Origin of the sequence: Methylobacterium sp. Leaf466, from assembly GCF_001425565.1 — a bacterium.
In the GTDB taxonomy this organism is placed as follows: Bacteria; Pseudomonadota; Alphaproteobacteria; order Rhizobiales; family Beijerinckiaceae; genus Methylobacterium.
This window is the reverse complement of record NZ_LMRC01000008.1, coordinates 61119-77990: the sequence shown is the minus strand read 5'-3', so window position 1 is coordinate 77990 and position 16872 is coordinate 61119. Positions and strand designations below refer to the sequence as shown.

General features: G+C 68.9%; 10 protein-coding genes. 2 read left to right on the top strand and 8 right to left on the bottom strand.

Annotation, left to right across the window (positions count from 1 at the left end; translation table 11 throughout):
- Window positions 1–222: 222 nt before the first annotated feature.
- Window positions 223–618 carry a hypothetical protein gene (locus ASG59_RS21175; RefSeq protein WP_244472482.1) on the bottom strand — a complete coding sequence of 132 codons (396 nt, stop codon included), beginning with the start codon at window positions 616–618 and terminating at the stop codon, window positions 223–225.
- 281 nt (window positions 619–899) lie between these two features.
- Between ASG59_RS21175 and ASG59_RS05585 the strand changes: the two genes are divergently transcribed.
- Together ASG59_RS05585 and ASG59_RS05580 are read left to right on the top strand one after the other, a co-directional pair.
- On the top strand, window positions 900–1274 hold the full coding sequence (locus ASG59_RS05585; RefSeq protein WP_055883175.1) for a response regulator: 375 nt from the start codon (window positions 900–902) through the stop codon (window positions 1272–1274).
- A 75-nt stretch (window positions 1275–1349) separates the two neighbouring features.
- Entirely contained in the window at window positions 1350–3272 is a 1923-nt protein-coding gene (locus ASG59_RS05580) for an AI-2E family transporter (RefSeq protein WP_055883173.1), read from the top strand.
- Between the two features lie 181 nt (window positions 3273–3453).
- On the opposite strand, the gene ASG59_RS05575 is transcribed toward ASG59_RS05580, so the two are convergent.
- The 7 genes from ASG59_RS05575 to ASG59_RS05545 form a co-directional block, all read right to left on the bottom strand.
- On the bottom strand, window positions 3454–6417 hold the full coding sequence (locus ASG59_RS05575) for a response regulator (protein WP_082528636.1): 2964 nt from the start codon (window positions 6415–6417) through the stop codon (window positions 3454–3456).
- Between the two features lie 137 nt (window positions 6418–6554).
- Window positions 6555–7916: a pentapeptide repeat-containing protein gene (locus ASG59_RS05570; protein WP_056286949.1), complete on the bottom strand. Its 1362-nt coding sequence runs from the start codon at window positions 7914–7916 to the stop codon at window positions 6555–6557.
- Window positions 7917–7983: 67 nt separating this feature from the next.
- Window positions 7984–9294, bottom strand: coding sequence for a cation:proton antiporter (locus tag ASG59_RS05565; RefSeq protein WP_056407433.1), 1311 nt, complete (start codon window positions 9292–9294; stop codon window positions 7984–7986).
- Window positions 9295–9410: 116 nt separating this feature from the next.
- Window positions 9411–13082: a glycosyltransferase gene (locus tag ASG59_RS05560; RefSeq protein ID WP_056407416.1), complete on the bottom strand. Its 3672-nt coding sequence runs from the start codon at window positions 13080–13082 to the stop codon at window positions 9411–9413.
- Window positions 13079–14056, bottom strand: coding sequence for a glycosyltransferase (locus tag ASG59_RS05555; protein WP_056407414.1), 978 nt, complete (start codon window positions 14054–14056; stop codon window positions 13079–13081). The genes ASG59_RS05560 and ASG59_RS05555 overlap by 4 nt, the downstream gene beginning before the upstream one ends.
- A 327-nt stretch (window positions 14057–14383) precedes the next feature.
- On the bottom strand, window positions 14384–15709 hold the full coding sequence (locus ASG59_RS05550; RefSeq protein ID WP_056407412.1) for a TAXI family TRAP transporter solute-binding subunit: 1326 nt from the start codon (window positions 15707–15709) through the stop codon (window positions 14384–14386).
- A 113-nt stretch (window positions 15710–15822) separates the two neighbouring features.
- On the bottom strand, window positions 15823–16695 hold the full coding sequence (locus ASG59_RS05545) for a glycosyltransferase family 2 protein (RefSeq protein ID WP_156399118.1): 873 nt from the start codon (window positions 16693–16695) through the stop codon (window positions 15823–15825).
- Window positions 16696–16872 lie beyond the last annotated feature (177 nt).

The window sequence follows — 16872 nt, the reverse complement described above, 5'->3', positions numbered from 1 at the left end:
GCCGGAGCGGAGCCCAACCGACTGTTCGGAGTACGCACACAGGGCGTCCGGGATCGCGCCGATTGACGGTCGCGCCACGATGGCAAAGCACATCTCATCCCGACAGACCTGGAAATCGTCAGATCGCCGGACGCCCAAGCCGCATCAAACCACGGCCAGCCCTCAGGTACAGGAAATGGTATGATCCCGGCGGCGAAGGGCAGGAGGGTCGGAGGGTCGGTCTTACCGGCGGGGCTTCTGCATCGGCACGACCGTGCTCCCGGGCGCACCTGCGGTCTTGGGAGCGCCCGTAGTCTTGGGAGCGCTCGTAGTCTTGGGAGCGCCCTTATTCTTGGATGCGCTCGTGTTCTTGGACGCGGCCACGGTCTTCGGCTTGCCGAACGGCTTGAGCGGGCCCTGCGGGTCCAGGGCGGCCCGGGCGAGGTCCTGGGGGCGCGGCGCACCGTTCGCGATGCGCCTGAGGGCGTCGGCCATCTCCTCGATCATCTGGGCCGATTCCCCCTCCAGGGTCTCCTCCGCCCTGATGCCGTTGAGCTCCGGGGCGATCTCCTCGGCCGCTTCGCGCAGCTCGGCGACGAGTTCGGCGGCGGAATAGCGAGGGGGAGGGGTCTGGGCCATGCCCGGACCATGGCAGGCGCAGGGTCGCCCGACAATCCGACGCCGCGGCGACTCCGAGCCGGCATGGCCCGAAAACGGCCCGCGACAAGACCTGCCGACTTGCGTGGCAGGCCCGCGTCAGTATGGGAACCGTGGGAGAGGCCGCTCGCTTAAAGAACGGGCTGCTGCGTTGCAAAACGACGGAGTTCGCGACGGCCGTTGGTCCCCGGATCGCCACGGGACCGATTTTCGCATCTCCCTCGCCGACCCGAAGCTTCACATGTGCCGGACAGGACGACACCATGGTCAAGATACTGCTCGTCGAGGACCATGAAGAGATCTGGGACTTCCTGTCCCGGCGGCTGAAGCGGCGCGGCTACGACGTCATGCTCGCCCACGACGGCGAGGCCGGCATCCAGCAGGCCCGCTCCGGCCGCCCCGACGTCATCCTGCTCGACATGAACCTGCCGATCCTCGACGGCTGGTCGGCGGCCCGTGCGCTGAAGTCGGGCGCCGACACCCAGCGCATCCCGATCATCGCGCTCACCGCCCACGCCATGTCGGGGGATCGCGACAAGGCGATCCAGGCCGGCTGCAACGACTACCACCCCAAGCCCGTGGATTTTTCCAAGCTGCTGACCCAGATCAACGCCGCGGTCGCCGCACCGGCCGACTGATCGCACCGCAGCTTTCCCCGGCGTCCCGTCCGACGACGAGACGCCCGTCGCTCCCCAGGACGAGACGTCACCTTCATGAGCGACGACCCGATCACCGCCCGCCTCCTGCGGCAGGCGATGCCGATCTTCACGGCGCTGGCCTCGTGCCTCCTCGTGATGACCATCGCCGCGGCACTGTCGCTGGGCCGCGAGATCTTCGTGCCGGTGATCCTGGCGATCCTGCTCAGCTTCGTCCTGGTGCCGGCGGTGCGGCTGCTGCGCCGCCTGCGCACGCCGCGGGTGGCGGCCGTGCTGGCGGTCGTCCTCGTCGCCTTCGGCTCGCTGCTCGGGGTGACCCTGCTCATCGTCAACGAGGCCGCCAACCTCGCCTCCGAGCTGCCGCGCTACCAGATCACCATGCGCGAGAAGATCGCCGCCCTGAAGGAGGCGACCGCGGGCAGCGGCACGCTCTCGCGCATGCTCGACATGGTGCAGGAGATCGGCACCGAACTGCAGCCCGAGCTGAAGGAGCAGCCCGTAACCGGGGAGGCGGGCACCCTCGAGCGGCCGCTCCACGTCCAGATCGCGGCGGAGAAGGGCGGGTTGCTCGGCACCCTGCGCACCGTGGCCGAGCCGATCCTTCACCCGCTGGCGACCACGGGCCTGATCCTGATCTTCACCATCTTCATCCTCCTGCAGCGGGAGGACCTGCGCAACCGCGCGATCCGGCTGGCCGGCTCGAACGACCTGCGCCGCACCACCGCGGCGATCGACGACGCGGTCGGCCGCCTCAGCCGGTTCTTCCTCGCCCAGCTCGTGCTCAACGTCGCCTTCGGCATCGTCATCGGAGTCGGTCTGTGGCTGATCGGCGTGCCCAACCCGATCCTGTTCGGGTCGCTGGCGGCGATCCTGCGGTTCGTCCCCTACGTCGGCGCGGTGATCAGCGCGGTCCTGCCCCTGGTGGTGGCCGCCGCCGTCGATCCCGGCTGGACCATGGTGGTGGCGGTCGCCGTCCTGTTCGTGGTTGTGGAGCCGATCGCCGGCCACGTGATCGAGCCGCTGCTCTACGGCCATTCCACCGGGCTCTCGCCCATCGCGGTGATCCTGGCGGCGACGATCTGGGCCTTCCTGTGGGGGCCGATCGGCCTCGTGCTCGCCACCCCGATCACGGTCTGCCTCGTGGTGCTGGGGCGGCATATCGACGGGTTCTGGTTCCTCGACGTGATCCTGGGCGACCAGCCGGCGCTGTCGCCGCCTGAGATCTTCTACCAGCGCATGCTGGCCGGCGACCCGGCCGAGGCGATCGACCAGGGGCGGATGTTCCTCAAGGCGCGGGCGCTCGTCACCTACTACGACGAGGTGGCGCTCGCCGGCCTGCGGCTGGCGCAGGAGGACCTGGCGCGCGGGACCCTCGACTGGGAGCGCCAGGACGAGGTCGGCGCGGCCATGCGCACGGTGGTCGGGCAACTGGGCGGGTTGCTCAATCTTCGCGCCAAGCCGCGCGATCCCCGCCGGCTCAAGGACAGGCTCGGCAACCGCGAGGCCGCCGCGGCCGTGGCGGCGGTGGGGGCCGACCGCGCCGCGGCCACCGTCGTCCTCGGCTCGGACGATCTCCTGCCGGCCTGGCGCGGCCCGGCCCCGGTGCTGTGCATCTCCAGCCGCGGCCCCTTCGACGAGGCGGCGACCCTGATGCTGAGCCAGATCCTCGGCCAGCACGGCCTGGCCTCGCAGGTCGTCTCGCTCGCCGCCCTGCGCAAGGGCGAACGGCCGCCGGTGAGCGAGGGCATCGCGCTCGTCTGCTTCTCCTACCTCGAGCCGATCAGCCTCTCGCAGATCCGCCTCGACGTGCGCCAGGCCCGCATCGCGCTTCCCGGCGTGAAGGTGCTGGTGGGGTTCTGGCGCGAGCGCGACCCCTCCTCGATCGAGCGCCTGCGCCGGACGATCTCGGCCGACGTGCTCGTCACCACCCTGAACGGGGCGCTGGACGCGGCGCTGGGGTTTTCGCGCAAGGTCTCGTGAGGGAGGCATCCGCCTCGACGCGCGTCCCTCGCCCTTGCGGGGAGGGACGCGCGTGTGGGGGTGATCCCGCCGGCCTCGACGGGCTGAGGGTCAACACCGCCACACCCACCTCCGGCTCCTCCCCGCAAGGGGGAGGAGAGAGGCATTCCGTCGCCGATGCGAACCTATCGAAGGGTGTCTCTCACACGCCCGCCCCCACCAGCGTCCGCAGCGAATCCGACAGGTCGTTGAGGCTCAGGCCGCCCTTCTGCAGCACGCGGTCGGCCTGGCCGGCCAGGCGCCGGCGGTCGTCGGCGGTGATGTCCTTGGCGGTGAGCACCACCACGGGGATGTCGCGCCACTCCGGGTGGGCGCGTAGCGCCCGCAGGAAGCCGAACCCGTCCATCTCCGGCATCATCAGGTCGAGCAGGATCAGGCAGGGTTTTCGCGCCGCCGTGGCCTCCAGGCCGGCCACGCCGTTCTCGGCCGCGGCCACCCGCCAGCCCTCGCGGGTGAGCAGGGTGGCGATGCGCTCGCGGGTGTCGGGGTCGTCGTCGACGATGAGAACCGGGCCCTCGTGCTCGGAGGGCTTGAACCGCTCCATCGCCGACTTCAGCTGCCCCCATTCGATCGGCTTCTGCAGGTAGTCGGTGGCGCCCAGCGAGAAGGCGAGGTTCTGTTCGTCGAGCACCGTCACCATGATGATCGGCGTCGCCCCGAGGTCGGGGTCGGCGCGCAGGGTGCGCAGCACCGACCAGCCGTCCATGCGCGGCATCGTCACGTCGAGGAGGATGACGCGCGGGCGCAGGGCCTTGGCCTTCTCGATGCCCTCGCGGCCGTCGCCGGCGGTGACGACGGCAAAGCCGTCCTTCACGAGGTAGCGGGCGAGCAGGTCGCGGGTCGAGGGATCGTCGTCGATGATCAGGACCTGGCCGCCCGGCACGCGGCCGGTCCCGGCCGAACGGTCGGTGCCCGCCTCGTCGTTCGCCAGGGCATCCATCGGCGAGGTGCCGACGTAGGTCGCCGGGATCTCCAGGGTGAAGGTGGTGCCGACCCCCTCCTCGCTCTCGAACCCGATGTGCCCCCCCAGCATCTCGGCGAAGGCGCGGGTGATGGCGAGCCCGAGGCCGGTGCCGCCGAAGCGGCGGGTGGTGGAGGCGTCGGCCTGGGTGAAGCGCTGGAACAGCTTGGCCTGCTGCTCGGGGTTCATGCCGATGCCGGTGTCGGAGACGCGGAAGCTCAGCCAATCGGCCCCGTCGCGCGCGAAGCGGGAGGCGGCGAGGGTGATGCTGCCGTTCTCGGTGAACTTGGCGGCGTTGCTCAGGAGGTTGATGAGGCCCTGGCGCAGCTTGGTCTGGTCGGTACGCGCCTCGCCGAGGTCCGGCGCGAGGTCGAGGGCGAGGGTGTTGCCCTTCTTGTCCACCAGGGTCTGCACGGTGGCGGTGACGTCCCCCACCACGTCGGCCACGGGGAAGGCCTCGGCATAGATCTCCATGCGCTCGGCCTCGATCTTGGAGAGGTCGAGGACGTCGTTGATGAGCCCGAGGAGATGGCGGGCGTTCGCCTCGATCTTGCGCATGTCGACGAGGAGGCTTTCCTCGCCGAGATCCTCCATCTCCTCCTGCAGCATCTCCGAATAGCCGATCACCGCCGAGAGCGGCGTGCGCAGCTCGTGGCTCATGTTGGCGAGGAACTGGCTCTTGGCGCGGTTGGCCTCCTCGGCCGCCTCCTTGGCGGCCTCCAGGGCGACCTCGGCCTCCTTGCGGGCGGTGATGTCGCCATGCGCCCCGACCCATTCGCGGATCGTCCCGTTCTCCTCCAGGATCGGCACGGCGCGGGCCGTCATCGTGCGCCAGGTGCCGTCGGCGCGGCGGATGCGGTGCTCGATCTCGTAGGGGGTGAGGGTGGCCACCGCCCGGTTCCAGGCCTCCATGGTCCGGTCGCGGTCCTCGGGGAAGATCGCGGCGAGGAAGCCGTGGCCGGCGGCCTCCTGCGGGCTCTGGCCGGTGAAGCGGGTCCATTCGGAGGGAACCCGCTCGAAGCGGCCGTCGGGCGTCGTGGTCCAGACGATGGCCGAGGTCGCCTGGGTGAGCGAGCGGAAGCGCTCCTCGGAGTGGCGCATGCGCTCCTCGGAGAGTTTTCGCAGGGTCTCGTCGGAGACGACGAGGCCGACGCCGTCGGTGGCGGATCCCGGCCCGGCCGAGCCGCCGCGCAGGGGATAGAAGCTCATCTGGAAGTGCCGCACGCCGTTTGGCGCGCTGGGGGCGGGCACCGCCACGTCGACGTTGGTGGTCACGAGGCCCTCGTCGCGCGCGGCGACGAGCTTGGGCGTCAGCTGCTCCTCCAGGGTCGGCAGCATCGACCAGATCGGCGCCCCGAGGTCGGCGCCGAAGCCGCGCTCGTTCATGGTGGCGAGCGCCCGGTTCATGTGGCGGATGCCGAAGGAGCGGTCGAGGAAGCCGAGCCCCACCGGGGCGTTGGCGAAGACGCCGTCGAGGAGGGCGGCGGTGCGAAGCTCCTCGCGACGGCGCACCATGGCGAGGCGGGCCAGCAGCCCGACGGCGGCCAGGGTCGCGACGATCGAGACCAGCGACAGCAGCAGGGCGCGCCAGCGGTCGCGGCCCTCGCCCTCGGCCAGGGCCCGCGTGGCCCGGTCCTGGATGCGCCCGGTGACGGCGCGCACCGCGTCCATCGTGCGCTTGCCCTCGCCGGTGCGGGCCACCGCGACGGCGGCGTCGTAGCCCTGGTCCCGGCGCAGGGCGATGACGCGCGCGGCATAGGTCCGCTTGGCGTCCACGGCCGCGCGCAGGGCCTTGGCCTGCGCGTCGCTGCCGTCGGAGAGATCGTCCACCTGCGCGAGCTGGCCGTCGATGCTGCCTTGAGCGGCATCGTAGGGCTCGAGGTACTCCGCGGCCCCGAACAGCACGTAGCCGCGCATGCCCGTCTCCAGCTCGACCATGTTCGAGAGCAGGCGCTCGGTCTGGGTCAGGACGGCGTTGTTGCGGGCGGCCTCGTTCCGGCTCGCCTCGCCCAGAAAGTAATTGGCCAGCCCCGCGGCGGCGGCCACGCCGATGAGGACGAGGGCGGTGGGCGAACTCGGCAGGCCGGCGATGGTGCGCCGCCGCCGCCAGCCGCTCTTTGGTCGCGCGGGGAAGGCGAGGGTCATGGGGTTGCCTGTGATGGGGATGCGGAGGCGGCGTTCGCTGGGCGACCGCTCCGGTCAAACGCCCGAGGGGACGCCGCTGTTGCAGGGAATCGGGCGTTCGCCCGGTCGGTTTGCCACCGCCTCCGGCCGATCGTGCCCTACCGGCGCAGCCGGTTGCCGAGCACGAAGCCGAACAGGCCCATCAGGATGATGCCGGCCGCCCCTTCGAGGCCCACCAGCAGGTTGGTGAAGCGGCCGACCGGCTTGATGCCGATCTCGGGCGGGTTGGCCGTCATCATGTTGAGGGCGCTGTAGCTCACGAGATCAAGGGGGTTGTAGGTCGCGCGGCCGTCGCCGACCTCGCGGATCAACCCCCCCGCCAGACCGTAGAGAGCGGCGAACACGAAGATCACGATCAGGAAGGCCCGGGCGATGCGCGACAGGCTCTCGCCGTAGTCGCACAGCCACTCCACGAAGCGGTCGGACACCCAGCGGTAGCCGTGCCGGGACAGCGCCCGCCCGTCGCGGGCCTGCCAGGCCTGCCCGGCCTCGAGGCCCGCCTGCATCCGCCCCATCCGCCGGCCGCGCTTGTAGGCCCAGCTCGCCTCCTCCTTGGCGCCGATGCTCTTGAAGTTCTGCTCCAGGGCGAGGTAGCTCGATTGCGCGCCGTGGTAGTCGCCGTCGATCTCCTCGCCCACCGCCCCGCCGAGCTGCTCGCTGCGCATCCGCGTCCCGTTCAGCCAGGCCCCGGCGAAGCGGGCGTGCGTCAGGGTGCAGGTGGAGAGGTTGAGCCGCACCAGGCTCGTCTCGGAGAGGTCCGCCTTCGACAGGTCGGCGCCGTCGAGCTTGACCCCGGTGAAATTGGCCCCGCGCAGGCGCGAGCCGGTGAGCCGCGCCTTCTTCAGGCTCGCCCCCTCGAAATCGGCGTGGGTGAGGTTGACGTCGTCGAGCCTGGCCTCGTCGAGGCGGGTGCCCCGGAACAGGGTGTAGTCGGCGTCCGCCCCGGTGAGCACGGCCCCCCACAGGTCGGCGCCGTTGAAGGCGGCCCCGTCGAGGAGCGCGCGGGGAAACCGGGCGAACCGCATGGCGGCGCCGTCGAACCGGGCGTCCTCGAGCATCGCCTCGTCGAACCGGACCTCGCCGCCGGCGACCTCGCGAAAGCAGGCCCCGCTCAGGTCGGCGCCGGTGAAGTCGGTCTCCTCGATGGTGGCGCCGGTGAACCGGGCCGAGCGCCCGAGCGCGCCCGCCATGCGCGCACCCGAGAGGTTGGCGCCGGACAGGTCGGTCCCCTCCAGGCCCGCGCCGGACAGGTCGCGACCCGCCAGCGCCAGGCCGCAGCGGACCGCGTCCCACCACGGCGGGGCCGGGCCCTCGCCGATCCGGTCCGCCAAAGCGGCCCGGCTCAGCACGAGTCCCTTCAGGTCCGCGGGGGCACCTGCGTCCGCCCGCGAGAGCGCCGCGAGGGCGGCCTCGACCCGGGCGGCCGTCGCGTCGTCGATGGTCGAGGGGGCGGGCTGCATTCCCTGGCCTTAACCACGATCGGCGGGCCTCCGCCAGTGGCCGATGTGCCCGTTGCCCGTGCTCGCCTCACGACGGCAGCGGCCGGGACGCATCGAACGGCAGATCCAGCTGCTCGGCACCGGAATCGCCCCCCCTGCGGCGATCGAGGGCGTTCAGCACCGGCGTGACGCTCACCCCGTGCATGACGATGGAGAGGAGGACCGTGACGCCGGCCGTGCTCCAGAGGAGACCGGCCTGCTCGAAGGCGGCGTGACCGAGGGCGTAGGCGAGGTAGTAGATCGTACCGATGCCGCGGATGCCGAAGAAGCCGATCACCGCGCGCTCGCGGGCCTCCCGCCCCGAACCGATCAGGCTGATCCAGCCGCACAGCGGCCGCACCACCAGGAGGGCGAGGACGGCGAAGGCGACGCTGCGCCAGGTCAGCGACGCCAGGAGCCCACCGCCCAGGAGGGTCGCGCCGAAGGCCACGAGGACGACCATCATCAGGAGGCGCTCCAGCGCCTCGGCGTAATCGTGCATCGTGTGGTGGTAGTCGTGGCTGCGATGGGCCGAGCGGAGCGCCAGGGCGGCCACGAAGACACCGATGAAGCCGTAGCCGTGGGCGGCCTCGACGGTGGCGTAGGTGAGGCAGGTGATGCCCAGGGCCACGAAGCCGTCGCCGGTCCGCGACAGCCTCGCCCGATGGGGCAGGTGGAACGTCAGCCAGCCGAGCGCCCGGCCGATGACGGCGCCGAGCCCGACGCCGGCCCCGATCTTCCACAGGACCGACAGGCTCAGCCACTCGCCGATCGCCCCGAGCCCGAAGCCCCCGATGCCGCCGATGCCGCCGGCGGCGGTGAGGGCGATGGCGAGGTGGACGAAGGGGAAGGCGAGGCCGTCGTTGAGGCCGGCCTCGGAGGTCAGGGCGAAGCGCGTCTCGTCCTCCTGTCCCTGGGAGGGCGGCCCGACCTGGACGTCGGAGGCGAGCACCGGGTCGGTGGGCGCCAGCGCCGAGGCGAGGAGGAGGGCGGCGGCGGCGTCGAGCCCGAGCAGCCCCGAGGCCAGGCCCGCCAGGGCCAGGATGGTGAGCGGCATGGCCAGACCGAGCAGGCGCCAGGTCAGGATCCAGCTGCGCCAGCCGACCAGCCGGTCGATCTTGAGGCCGGCCCCCATCAGCGAGACGATGACCACGAGCTCGGTCATGTGCTCGATCAGCGCCAGGTGCCGCTCGGGGTGCGGGACGAGATCGGAGGCGCCCGGAAGGGCCGACAGCCCGGCCCCGAGCCCGACGCAGCAGATCGGCAGCGACAACGGCAACTGCCGCAGCACCATCGGAAGCCACGCCGTGAGCAGGACCAGGGCGCCGAAACCGGCAAGGCCGACTAGATAGAGTTCCATCCACGCGAACACGGCCCACCGGCGAGTGTTCCGCGGGGGTGTGGATCATTCGGTCACCTGACAACCCGTTCGGCAACGAACATTCTCGGGGGGATTGCAGCGTCGGGCCGGCGGCATCATTCGGCAGTCATCGTACCCGCGCCAGCCCCCTGCCGGTCCAGGATCTGCCTGATCTCACGATCAAAGCTCAGGAACTCCACGGTTCGGTGCGCGTAGCACTGAAAGAATCGGATGCGCCCCTTCGTAAGGGCGTCGGTCGGAAAGGCGATGGAAAAGCCGCAGGCATCGGCATCCGTGCGGTCGAGCCGCGCTGCGATATCGGGACGCGCCAGTGGCGTGCCGATGCAATGGCGCACGCCACTGTCCGACTGCCACTGGGTCAGCGTGCAGACCGGCTCCCCGAGTTCACGCACGAAAGCCCATCCCCGGCATGTGACCCGGAGCCCGTCCCACCCGGCTTCCTGCGATAGAGCGACCTCCTCAATGATCGGACACCGCCGCAACCGCCGTCTGTTCCAGCTCCTGATGCCGCGTGGCTGCGTATTGGTCAGACGATACGTCTTCTCTCCAGACACCAACGCGATCCGTGCGATCTCCGGCGTAACCCAACCCGCGTCCGCGGCACGAATCACAAGAGTGTAACGTCCGGCCGGAAGGTCAGCGAAGGATGCGACGAAAGCGGCTCGTGCGGGTGCTGTCAGCCCTGTTTCAGCGGATGGATCGACGACATGCATCGGAACGGCGAAGGACGCTGCGTCGTCGTTGGAGACGAGAACGGCCTGCAAAGTAGACGATGTCGTCATGTTGCCGACCGTAGCGGCGACGGCCCAGTCGTCCATTGATCGCGCCATGACGTAACCGTCGACGACGGGAAGGTTGTGGCGCAACGGCCCGATCGGGTGTTCTCGCTCATGCTCGAGATCCGGCACGTCGATTCTGCTCCAGATCGCCTTCGTTCCGTCGCCTCGAGTCGGGGCCGCAAAGAACTGCAGACATCCTTGTGCGATCAGCAGCCGCCCACTCGCGACCTGCACGATGTCGATCCGCTGAACGCCGGGAGTGAGGTCGTGGACTTGGAATCGGCCAATGAAGCCGGCGCGGGCCGCGGCCTGATCGCCCAGATCCGAGACAAGATCAGGGCGTTCATGGACATGGAGCTTCGCGTAACGAATCCCCTCCGGCCCAACGAGACGCAGATAGGTTTGCGTTGGCCGGCGCCAGACCGCGTGACAGAACCATCCCCGGACCGACACATGGTGGATGGCGACCTCGCACCCGGTACGGAAGCCAATCACCGTATCGTCGACTCGAAACTCGTCGAGGGACCAACTGGTCTCACGATCGGTCAAGGGAGCAAGCACCTCCTGATAATCTTGGTGATCTTGGTCCATCTCGGCGGTGAGCATCACATCGGCGTGGGCGGATATAACGGTCGCCGCCTGTGCCGCCGGACCGGAATCCCACGCGATCGCCGGTGAAACCCAGGAGTCCGCGTTCAGTCGGATTCCCACTGTCGCCAGGGTCAGTTCGAAAGGACCTTGGGCGCGATCCGGCACACGATCATGCGGGCATGGGGCGGCAGCGATGAGGTCGCGGTACAGGTCTCTCATTTGGCGTAGGTGATCGTCGGCCGAGGCAAAAATTTTAAGGCCGATCGTCGACCGCATCTCGGTCAATCGATCGGGATCGAAATAAAGTTCGAGGAGCCGCGCCATCACGCCGCCGGGGTGATGAGGGCGCACGACGAACCCATCGACGCCGTCGGTCACCCGCTCGCCGAGCGCTCCAAGATCGCTGACGATCGGGACGAGCCCGGCAAGCCAAGCCTCTGTGAGCGCCAGAACGTAGGTTTCGGGCCAGATCGAGAGATGGAGGGAGACGTCGCAGCCGCCGAGCATCGAGACGATCGTGTGCTGATCGTATGCACCGTGAAGGGTCACAATGCCCGCCTTAAATCCGGCCAAGCGCCCACGATGATGATCGCTCAAATGCCCGAAGATCTCGAAGCCAATGTCGTAGCCTTCACAAAGACGGATAACGTCGATGATGGCATCGCCGCCCTTGTGTGCAGAAAAACTACCGACGATCGCCACGACGAGCTTGCGACGCGCTGGAGACATCGCCCGGTCGATGGCGGCCTGAGGCGCGGGCGAGGTCGGCGACAGCATCTCGATCTCGACGATCCGAGATGGGTCGATCTCGGGGTAGAACAGACGGAGATACGCTCCCGTACCAGACGTGCTGGTGACGAAAGCATCGATGGCCGCAACGACCCGCGCCATCATCCCATCACGGCGCGCTTTCGCACCGACGGGATAGTTCTCCGTATCGACCAGACAAGCGTCGCATTGATCCGAGCCGCGATGAACGACATCACAGAATCGGCCCGCCTGATCCAAGAGCAGCCACCGCTCGCAGATCAGATAGTGATCGTGAAGGTGATAGACAACCGGAACGCCACAGGCCTTCGCAAGAATTGGCAAACTAAGCGGTAGATGCAAGAGGTGATGAAAATGAACGAGATCCACATCGTATTTATAAAGAATTTCTTCAAATATCTTCTCCACAGCCGGATTGGTCGCCTGCGGCAACGGCAGCGGCCCGCACGAAAATATTCTGTCTAGACCTTCACCCTGGAGACGAATATCCCATCCATCATTGCGTAGGACCGGGAAGAGAAACAGGAACCGGTACGTCCCACCGATCAGAGTCGCCTGTTCCTGATAGACTTCGATTCCGCCGCCTGAGCGATAACCTCGGCGGTTGTGGGTCACTACCAGAACCGTCTTGTGATGCGGCGCCTGGCTTGGGACCGCCGGTCGAACCACCGTCTCGACGGCCTCGATAATCCTGTCCACTCGCTGGTCGTAGAGGTGATCGCGCACCGTCCGCGCTCGCGCTGCCTTCGCCTTCTCAATGCGAATCTCAGGTGACCGCAGGTGCTCGACGATGGCCGCCACCGCAGTGGCGTCATCGGGACAAACGCAAATCTCGGAGGTCGCGTCGTAATAGGCGTGGACTTCTGGATCCGGCGCCACAACCACTTGGAACCCGCCGGCCAGCGCCGCTTCGAACAATCGCGGCGGCGGGGTCGAGCCCGACGCCGTGTCGACATTGCTCGCCGAGAAGGCGCGTGGCAGCGTCAGCACGATGCGGCTGCGGTTGGCCAGCCGGGCAAAATCACGGTTTCCGCAGCGCCAATCAGTGATTTGCGAGGGATCCCAGAGGGCCGGTGGGCCGATGTATTCGTTCCACGGCAGAGCAAGCTTCAGTTTAGCCGTGTTCGGCAGTGCCACGGCGATGGCGTTAAGTGATGCGACGCGGTTCGGCCATGCGGTGCCGATGAAGAGCAGGTCGTAGAGGTAATCCTGCTCGTTCTCCCAGACCGGGAAATCCTGAAACAGGGGCGAGGCTGCCAACGGCAGGTGCCGGGCCCGTCCGTTGTAGGCCGCCACCGACGCGCCGTCGTTAGAAAAGACGATATCGAAACTTGTTGAGAAACGCAGGTTGGCGTCGAGTTCGTAAGGATCTTCGGTGCTCCACAGGACACTGTAGCGCGCAAGGGAGGCAAGGCGGCTCAGTAGCGGCGCATGCACACGTGCGCCGCCGAAGGCGATGAACACATCGACGCTGCGATCCCGAAGCGTCCGGATCGCGTCAGCATGCCCGGCGAGGACGACATCTGATACCGCCGGATGGCGGCGCAGCGCGTCGGCGATCGCGATGACGAGGTAGTGGTTCTGCGTCCGCGGTTCCGTATCGAGGAGAAGGACTGAGAAGGGCATCATGCCGCGTCCGATTTCCAGGCAGCACCGGGCCGGCAGGCATCGAGGATGCTGCGAGCGCGATGGACGTAGGTGTGTTCCGCCAGCGCCCGAATCTGGGCACGCTGTGCGATGGCGTAGATTTCTTGAGGCTCGTCCACTGTCCGTTCGATCGCCCGCGCAATGTCGGTCACGCTATCGAAAGGGAGGATCTCGGCGTCCAGGGTGAAGTGGTCGCCAATTTCCAACCCGTTGATGAAATATAGCTGCGGCGAACCAGACAGGGCGACCTCGAACGTCCTCGGCCCCGGCGTGGCCTGCGGGAGTTGGTAACGGCGGTTGGCGATATTCATATCGCGCCCGAGATTTAATGTAAGGCATGCGTCCTGCGCATGATCAGCCATTTCGGACGCGGTCAGACGTCGATTAAAGGCACACCGGATATCGCTCGGCCAATCGCTTCCCAGGATCGCGACGGGATGGCGGGATAAAAGCGCATCCGCACGGCGCAAGAGTTCGATCCGGTTGGGATATGCCACGCCGCAAAAGAAGACCGTGAGAGATCGCTCCGCCATCGGTTTCAACGGGCGAAAATGGTGCCTGGGGGATGCGGCGAGAGGAAGATGATGAATTCGATCGTGCCGATAGTGCCGCGCCGCCCAGGAATCGTTCGAGAAGATCACGTCGGCGGTCAGTTCGGCCTTGAACGCGTAATCGAATTCATAAGGATCTTCGTGCAGCCACAACCCGAGCTGCGAACCGACCGCATCGGCTGCTCTGCGTAGTTGCCGCAAGGGGGATTGATCCGGCACGAGGCTTCCAAGGGTCAAAACCAGATCAGGCCTGAAAGATAAAGTGGCGGAAACACTCAGTTCGAGTGGTGAGCTCTTGACCAGATCCCGTCCCAGTATTTCGGAAAAGCCCTCGGATACGAAGGATCTAATGCGAGCGTTTGTATTGAGACTGTCAGGCGTTGCGCTCGTTACGAGAACTTTCAAGTCTCCGCCTTTCCATGAGCCTACGACGGCAAGCAAACCATCAGCGATCCGCCAACCGAAGGTTGTGGTACGACGCGGCAGTTTTAGGGCACCGCCCTATAGCAGCGCCAGGCACCGAAGTCATGAGGGCAGGATAAGGATCGGAGATCGCTCAGGCCCACTGTGGCAACGCGATCGTGCTGGCTCGATGTCCCTTGAGGTTCTTCCAATTAGACCGGTCCGGGACATCGACGCCCGTACCACACCGCCTGACCCGGATGGCCAGCCTCACGCGACGTCGGCCGGAGGCGGCCATCGTCGAAAAGTCCTGCGAAACAGCCGAACGCCTCACCCCGCCTGCGTCGACCCCAGCGCCCGTGCCACGGTCGCGCGGGCCGCGTCGAGGGCGACGCTGGCGGCGGTCATCGTGCGCGGGTCGGTGGGGCGGCGCAGGGCGTGGCGGGCGATGCTGGCGGCGAGATCGTCGATCTCGGCCGCCATCGCCCGCAGCCGGTCGGCCTCGGTGCTGCGCCGGGCCAGGGAGCGGATTTCGAGGAGGCGCTGCGTGGCGACCTCGACGCGGTGCCGGCGCAGGCGCGACAGGCGCTGGCGCAGCCAGGCCCCGGCCGAGCCGATGCCGCCGCCGAAGATGGCGACGAGGTAGATCCACGATTCGTAGCGTTCGATGAAGCTCTCCTGCTCGCGCTCGTAGTAGTCGAGGGCGCCGGGATGGATCGGCAGGCGCGCGCTCACCGCCGCGGCGGTGGTCTCGTAGGCGGGCGGGAGCAGGCTCTCGGCGACGGGCACGGCCTCGGCGAGGCCGGCGCGCATCTCGAAGAGGTGCTGGGTCACCTCGGCCGCGCGGCTGCGCGACAGGTCCGAGCGCGCCATCAGGCGGTAGGACGGCCCGACGGTGGCGACCTCCTCGGCCGGCAGGCGCGGCCGGCCTCCGTAGAGCCCGGCCGGGACCGTGACGGCCTGGAGCTTGGGGTGGCGCGCCAGGATCGCGGCCGCGTCGGACACCCCGAACAGGACCGCCTCGCGGTCGGGCCCCGCGTCCTGCACCGCCTGCACGATCCGGCGCGCGGCCGGCGTCGTGGGCGTCGTCACCAGGACGAGGGCGTCGATCCGGCTCCCCGTGAAGGCGGCGGTCACCTCGCCCTCCTCCAGGGGAACGAGGACGACGGCCCCGGCCGGGGCCTCGGAGCCGAGGCCGGCGCTGTCGAGGACCGCCTCGATCAGCGCCCGGTCGGCGGTCCGGCGGGCGAGGAGGCCCAGGCGCTTTCCGGCCAGATCGGGCATCGCCGCGATGCCGGAGGAGGCGGGTGTCGCCACCAGGATCGCCTGCTCGCGCAGGATCGCGAGGGTGAGGCCGTCGCGGGGCATCGTCACGTCCGGCCTGACCACGGCCAGATCGACCCGCTTCTCCTGGAGCGCCTCGGCGCTCTCGCGCACCCCGTCGAAGGGGACGATCGTCAGGCGCACGCCGCTGCCGCGCTGGGCCAGGGCGGCGGCGTAGGCGCGCAGCAGCGCCGGTTCGGTTCCGCCGGCCGGCGCCACGGCGATGGTCAGCGTCGTGGCGCGCGACCAGTAGAACAGCGCCCCCCCGGCGGCAGCGAGCAGGACGGCGAGGGCGAGGAACCAGATCTCGCGCCGCGCCCAAGGGTTGGTCATTCGCTCCACGGGGTCCTTCCTCCGCCGCCCCTGCGCCGGATCGGGTGTAGGTGGGGCCGCCGGGGGCGTCCCGCGAGGCCGGGCCGGCGAGCGGCCGATCACGAAAGGGACTTTCAGCGATCCAGGCCCTCTCGAGCCAGGGCGGTCTGCCCGCGCAGGGCCGCGAGCGCGCCGGCCGCCGAGCCGGCATAGCGTTCGATCAGCGGGCGGCGCAGGCTCAGGGCCGCCAGGGCGGCCTTGGGCGCGTTCACCGCCAGCATGCGCGGGGAGGGGTCCGGCAGGCCGTATTTTCGCGACACGTAGGCGCGCGACCAGGCCTGGTGCCAGCGGGTGCGGAACACCCGGCCGGGGGCGGGCGCCGAGGAGCGCCCGCGACCGTGCAGGGCTTGCGCGCCGTGGACGTGGACGAGGGCGCGGCCGGTGTCGGCCACCCGCCGGCACAGGTCGTCGTCCTCGTAGAACAGGAAGATGCCGGGATCGAACCCGCCGAGATCCAGGAACAGGTCGCGCGCCACCATCAGGCAGGCCCCCGACAGGAAGGGCGCGCAGGCGTCGCCCTCGGGCAGGGCGAGCCTGCCATGGGGATTGGTGAGATAGGGGGCGAGCAGCGAGCGCGGCTGGTAGAAGAACCGCCCGTCGGGCTCCACGAGGCGCGGCGCCAGGAGACCGGCATCGGGATAGGCTCTGGCCGCAGCCAGCAGCGCGTCGACGGCCCCGGGCCGCAGCACCACGTCGGGATTGAGCATGAGGACCCGCTCGGCCCGCTCCGCGGCACGCACGCCGATGGTGTTGGCGCGGCCGAACCCCTCGTTGCGGGCGTTGCGCAGCACCCGCGCCCCGGCCGCCTCCGCGACCGCCACGGACGCGTCGCGGCTGGCGTTGTCGACCACGATCGCCGGCACGTGCTCGGCGGCCAGGGCGCCGAGGCAGGCGGGCAGGGCCTCCGCACTGTCATGGGTCACGACGATGGCGACGAGGGAGGACACGGGTGACGCTATCGGGACGGGAGGGATCGGGCGCGCCCGCTATCTGCACACCGTCGATCAGATCGGGCAAGGCCGACGTGAGCCGGGGAAAGGGGCCTCTCGCGTCGGCGACGAATCGGGGGAGGCGATCCCTCGGTCATCCGAAGAGGTTACGATCCCCTCTCCCGCCTCGCATCC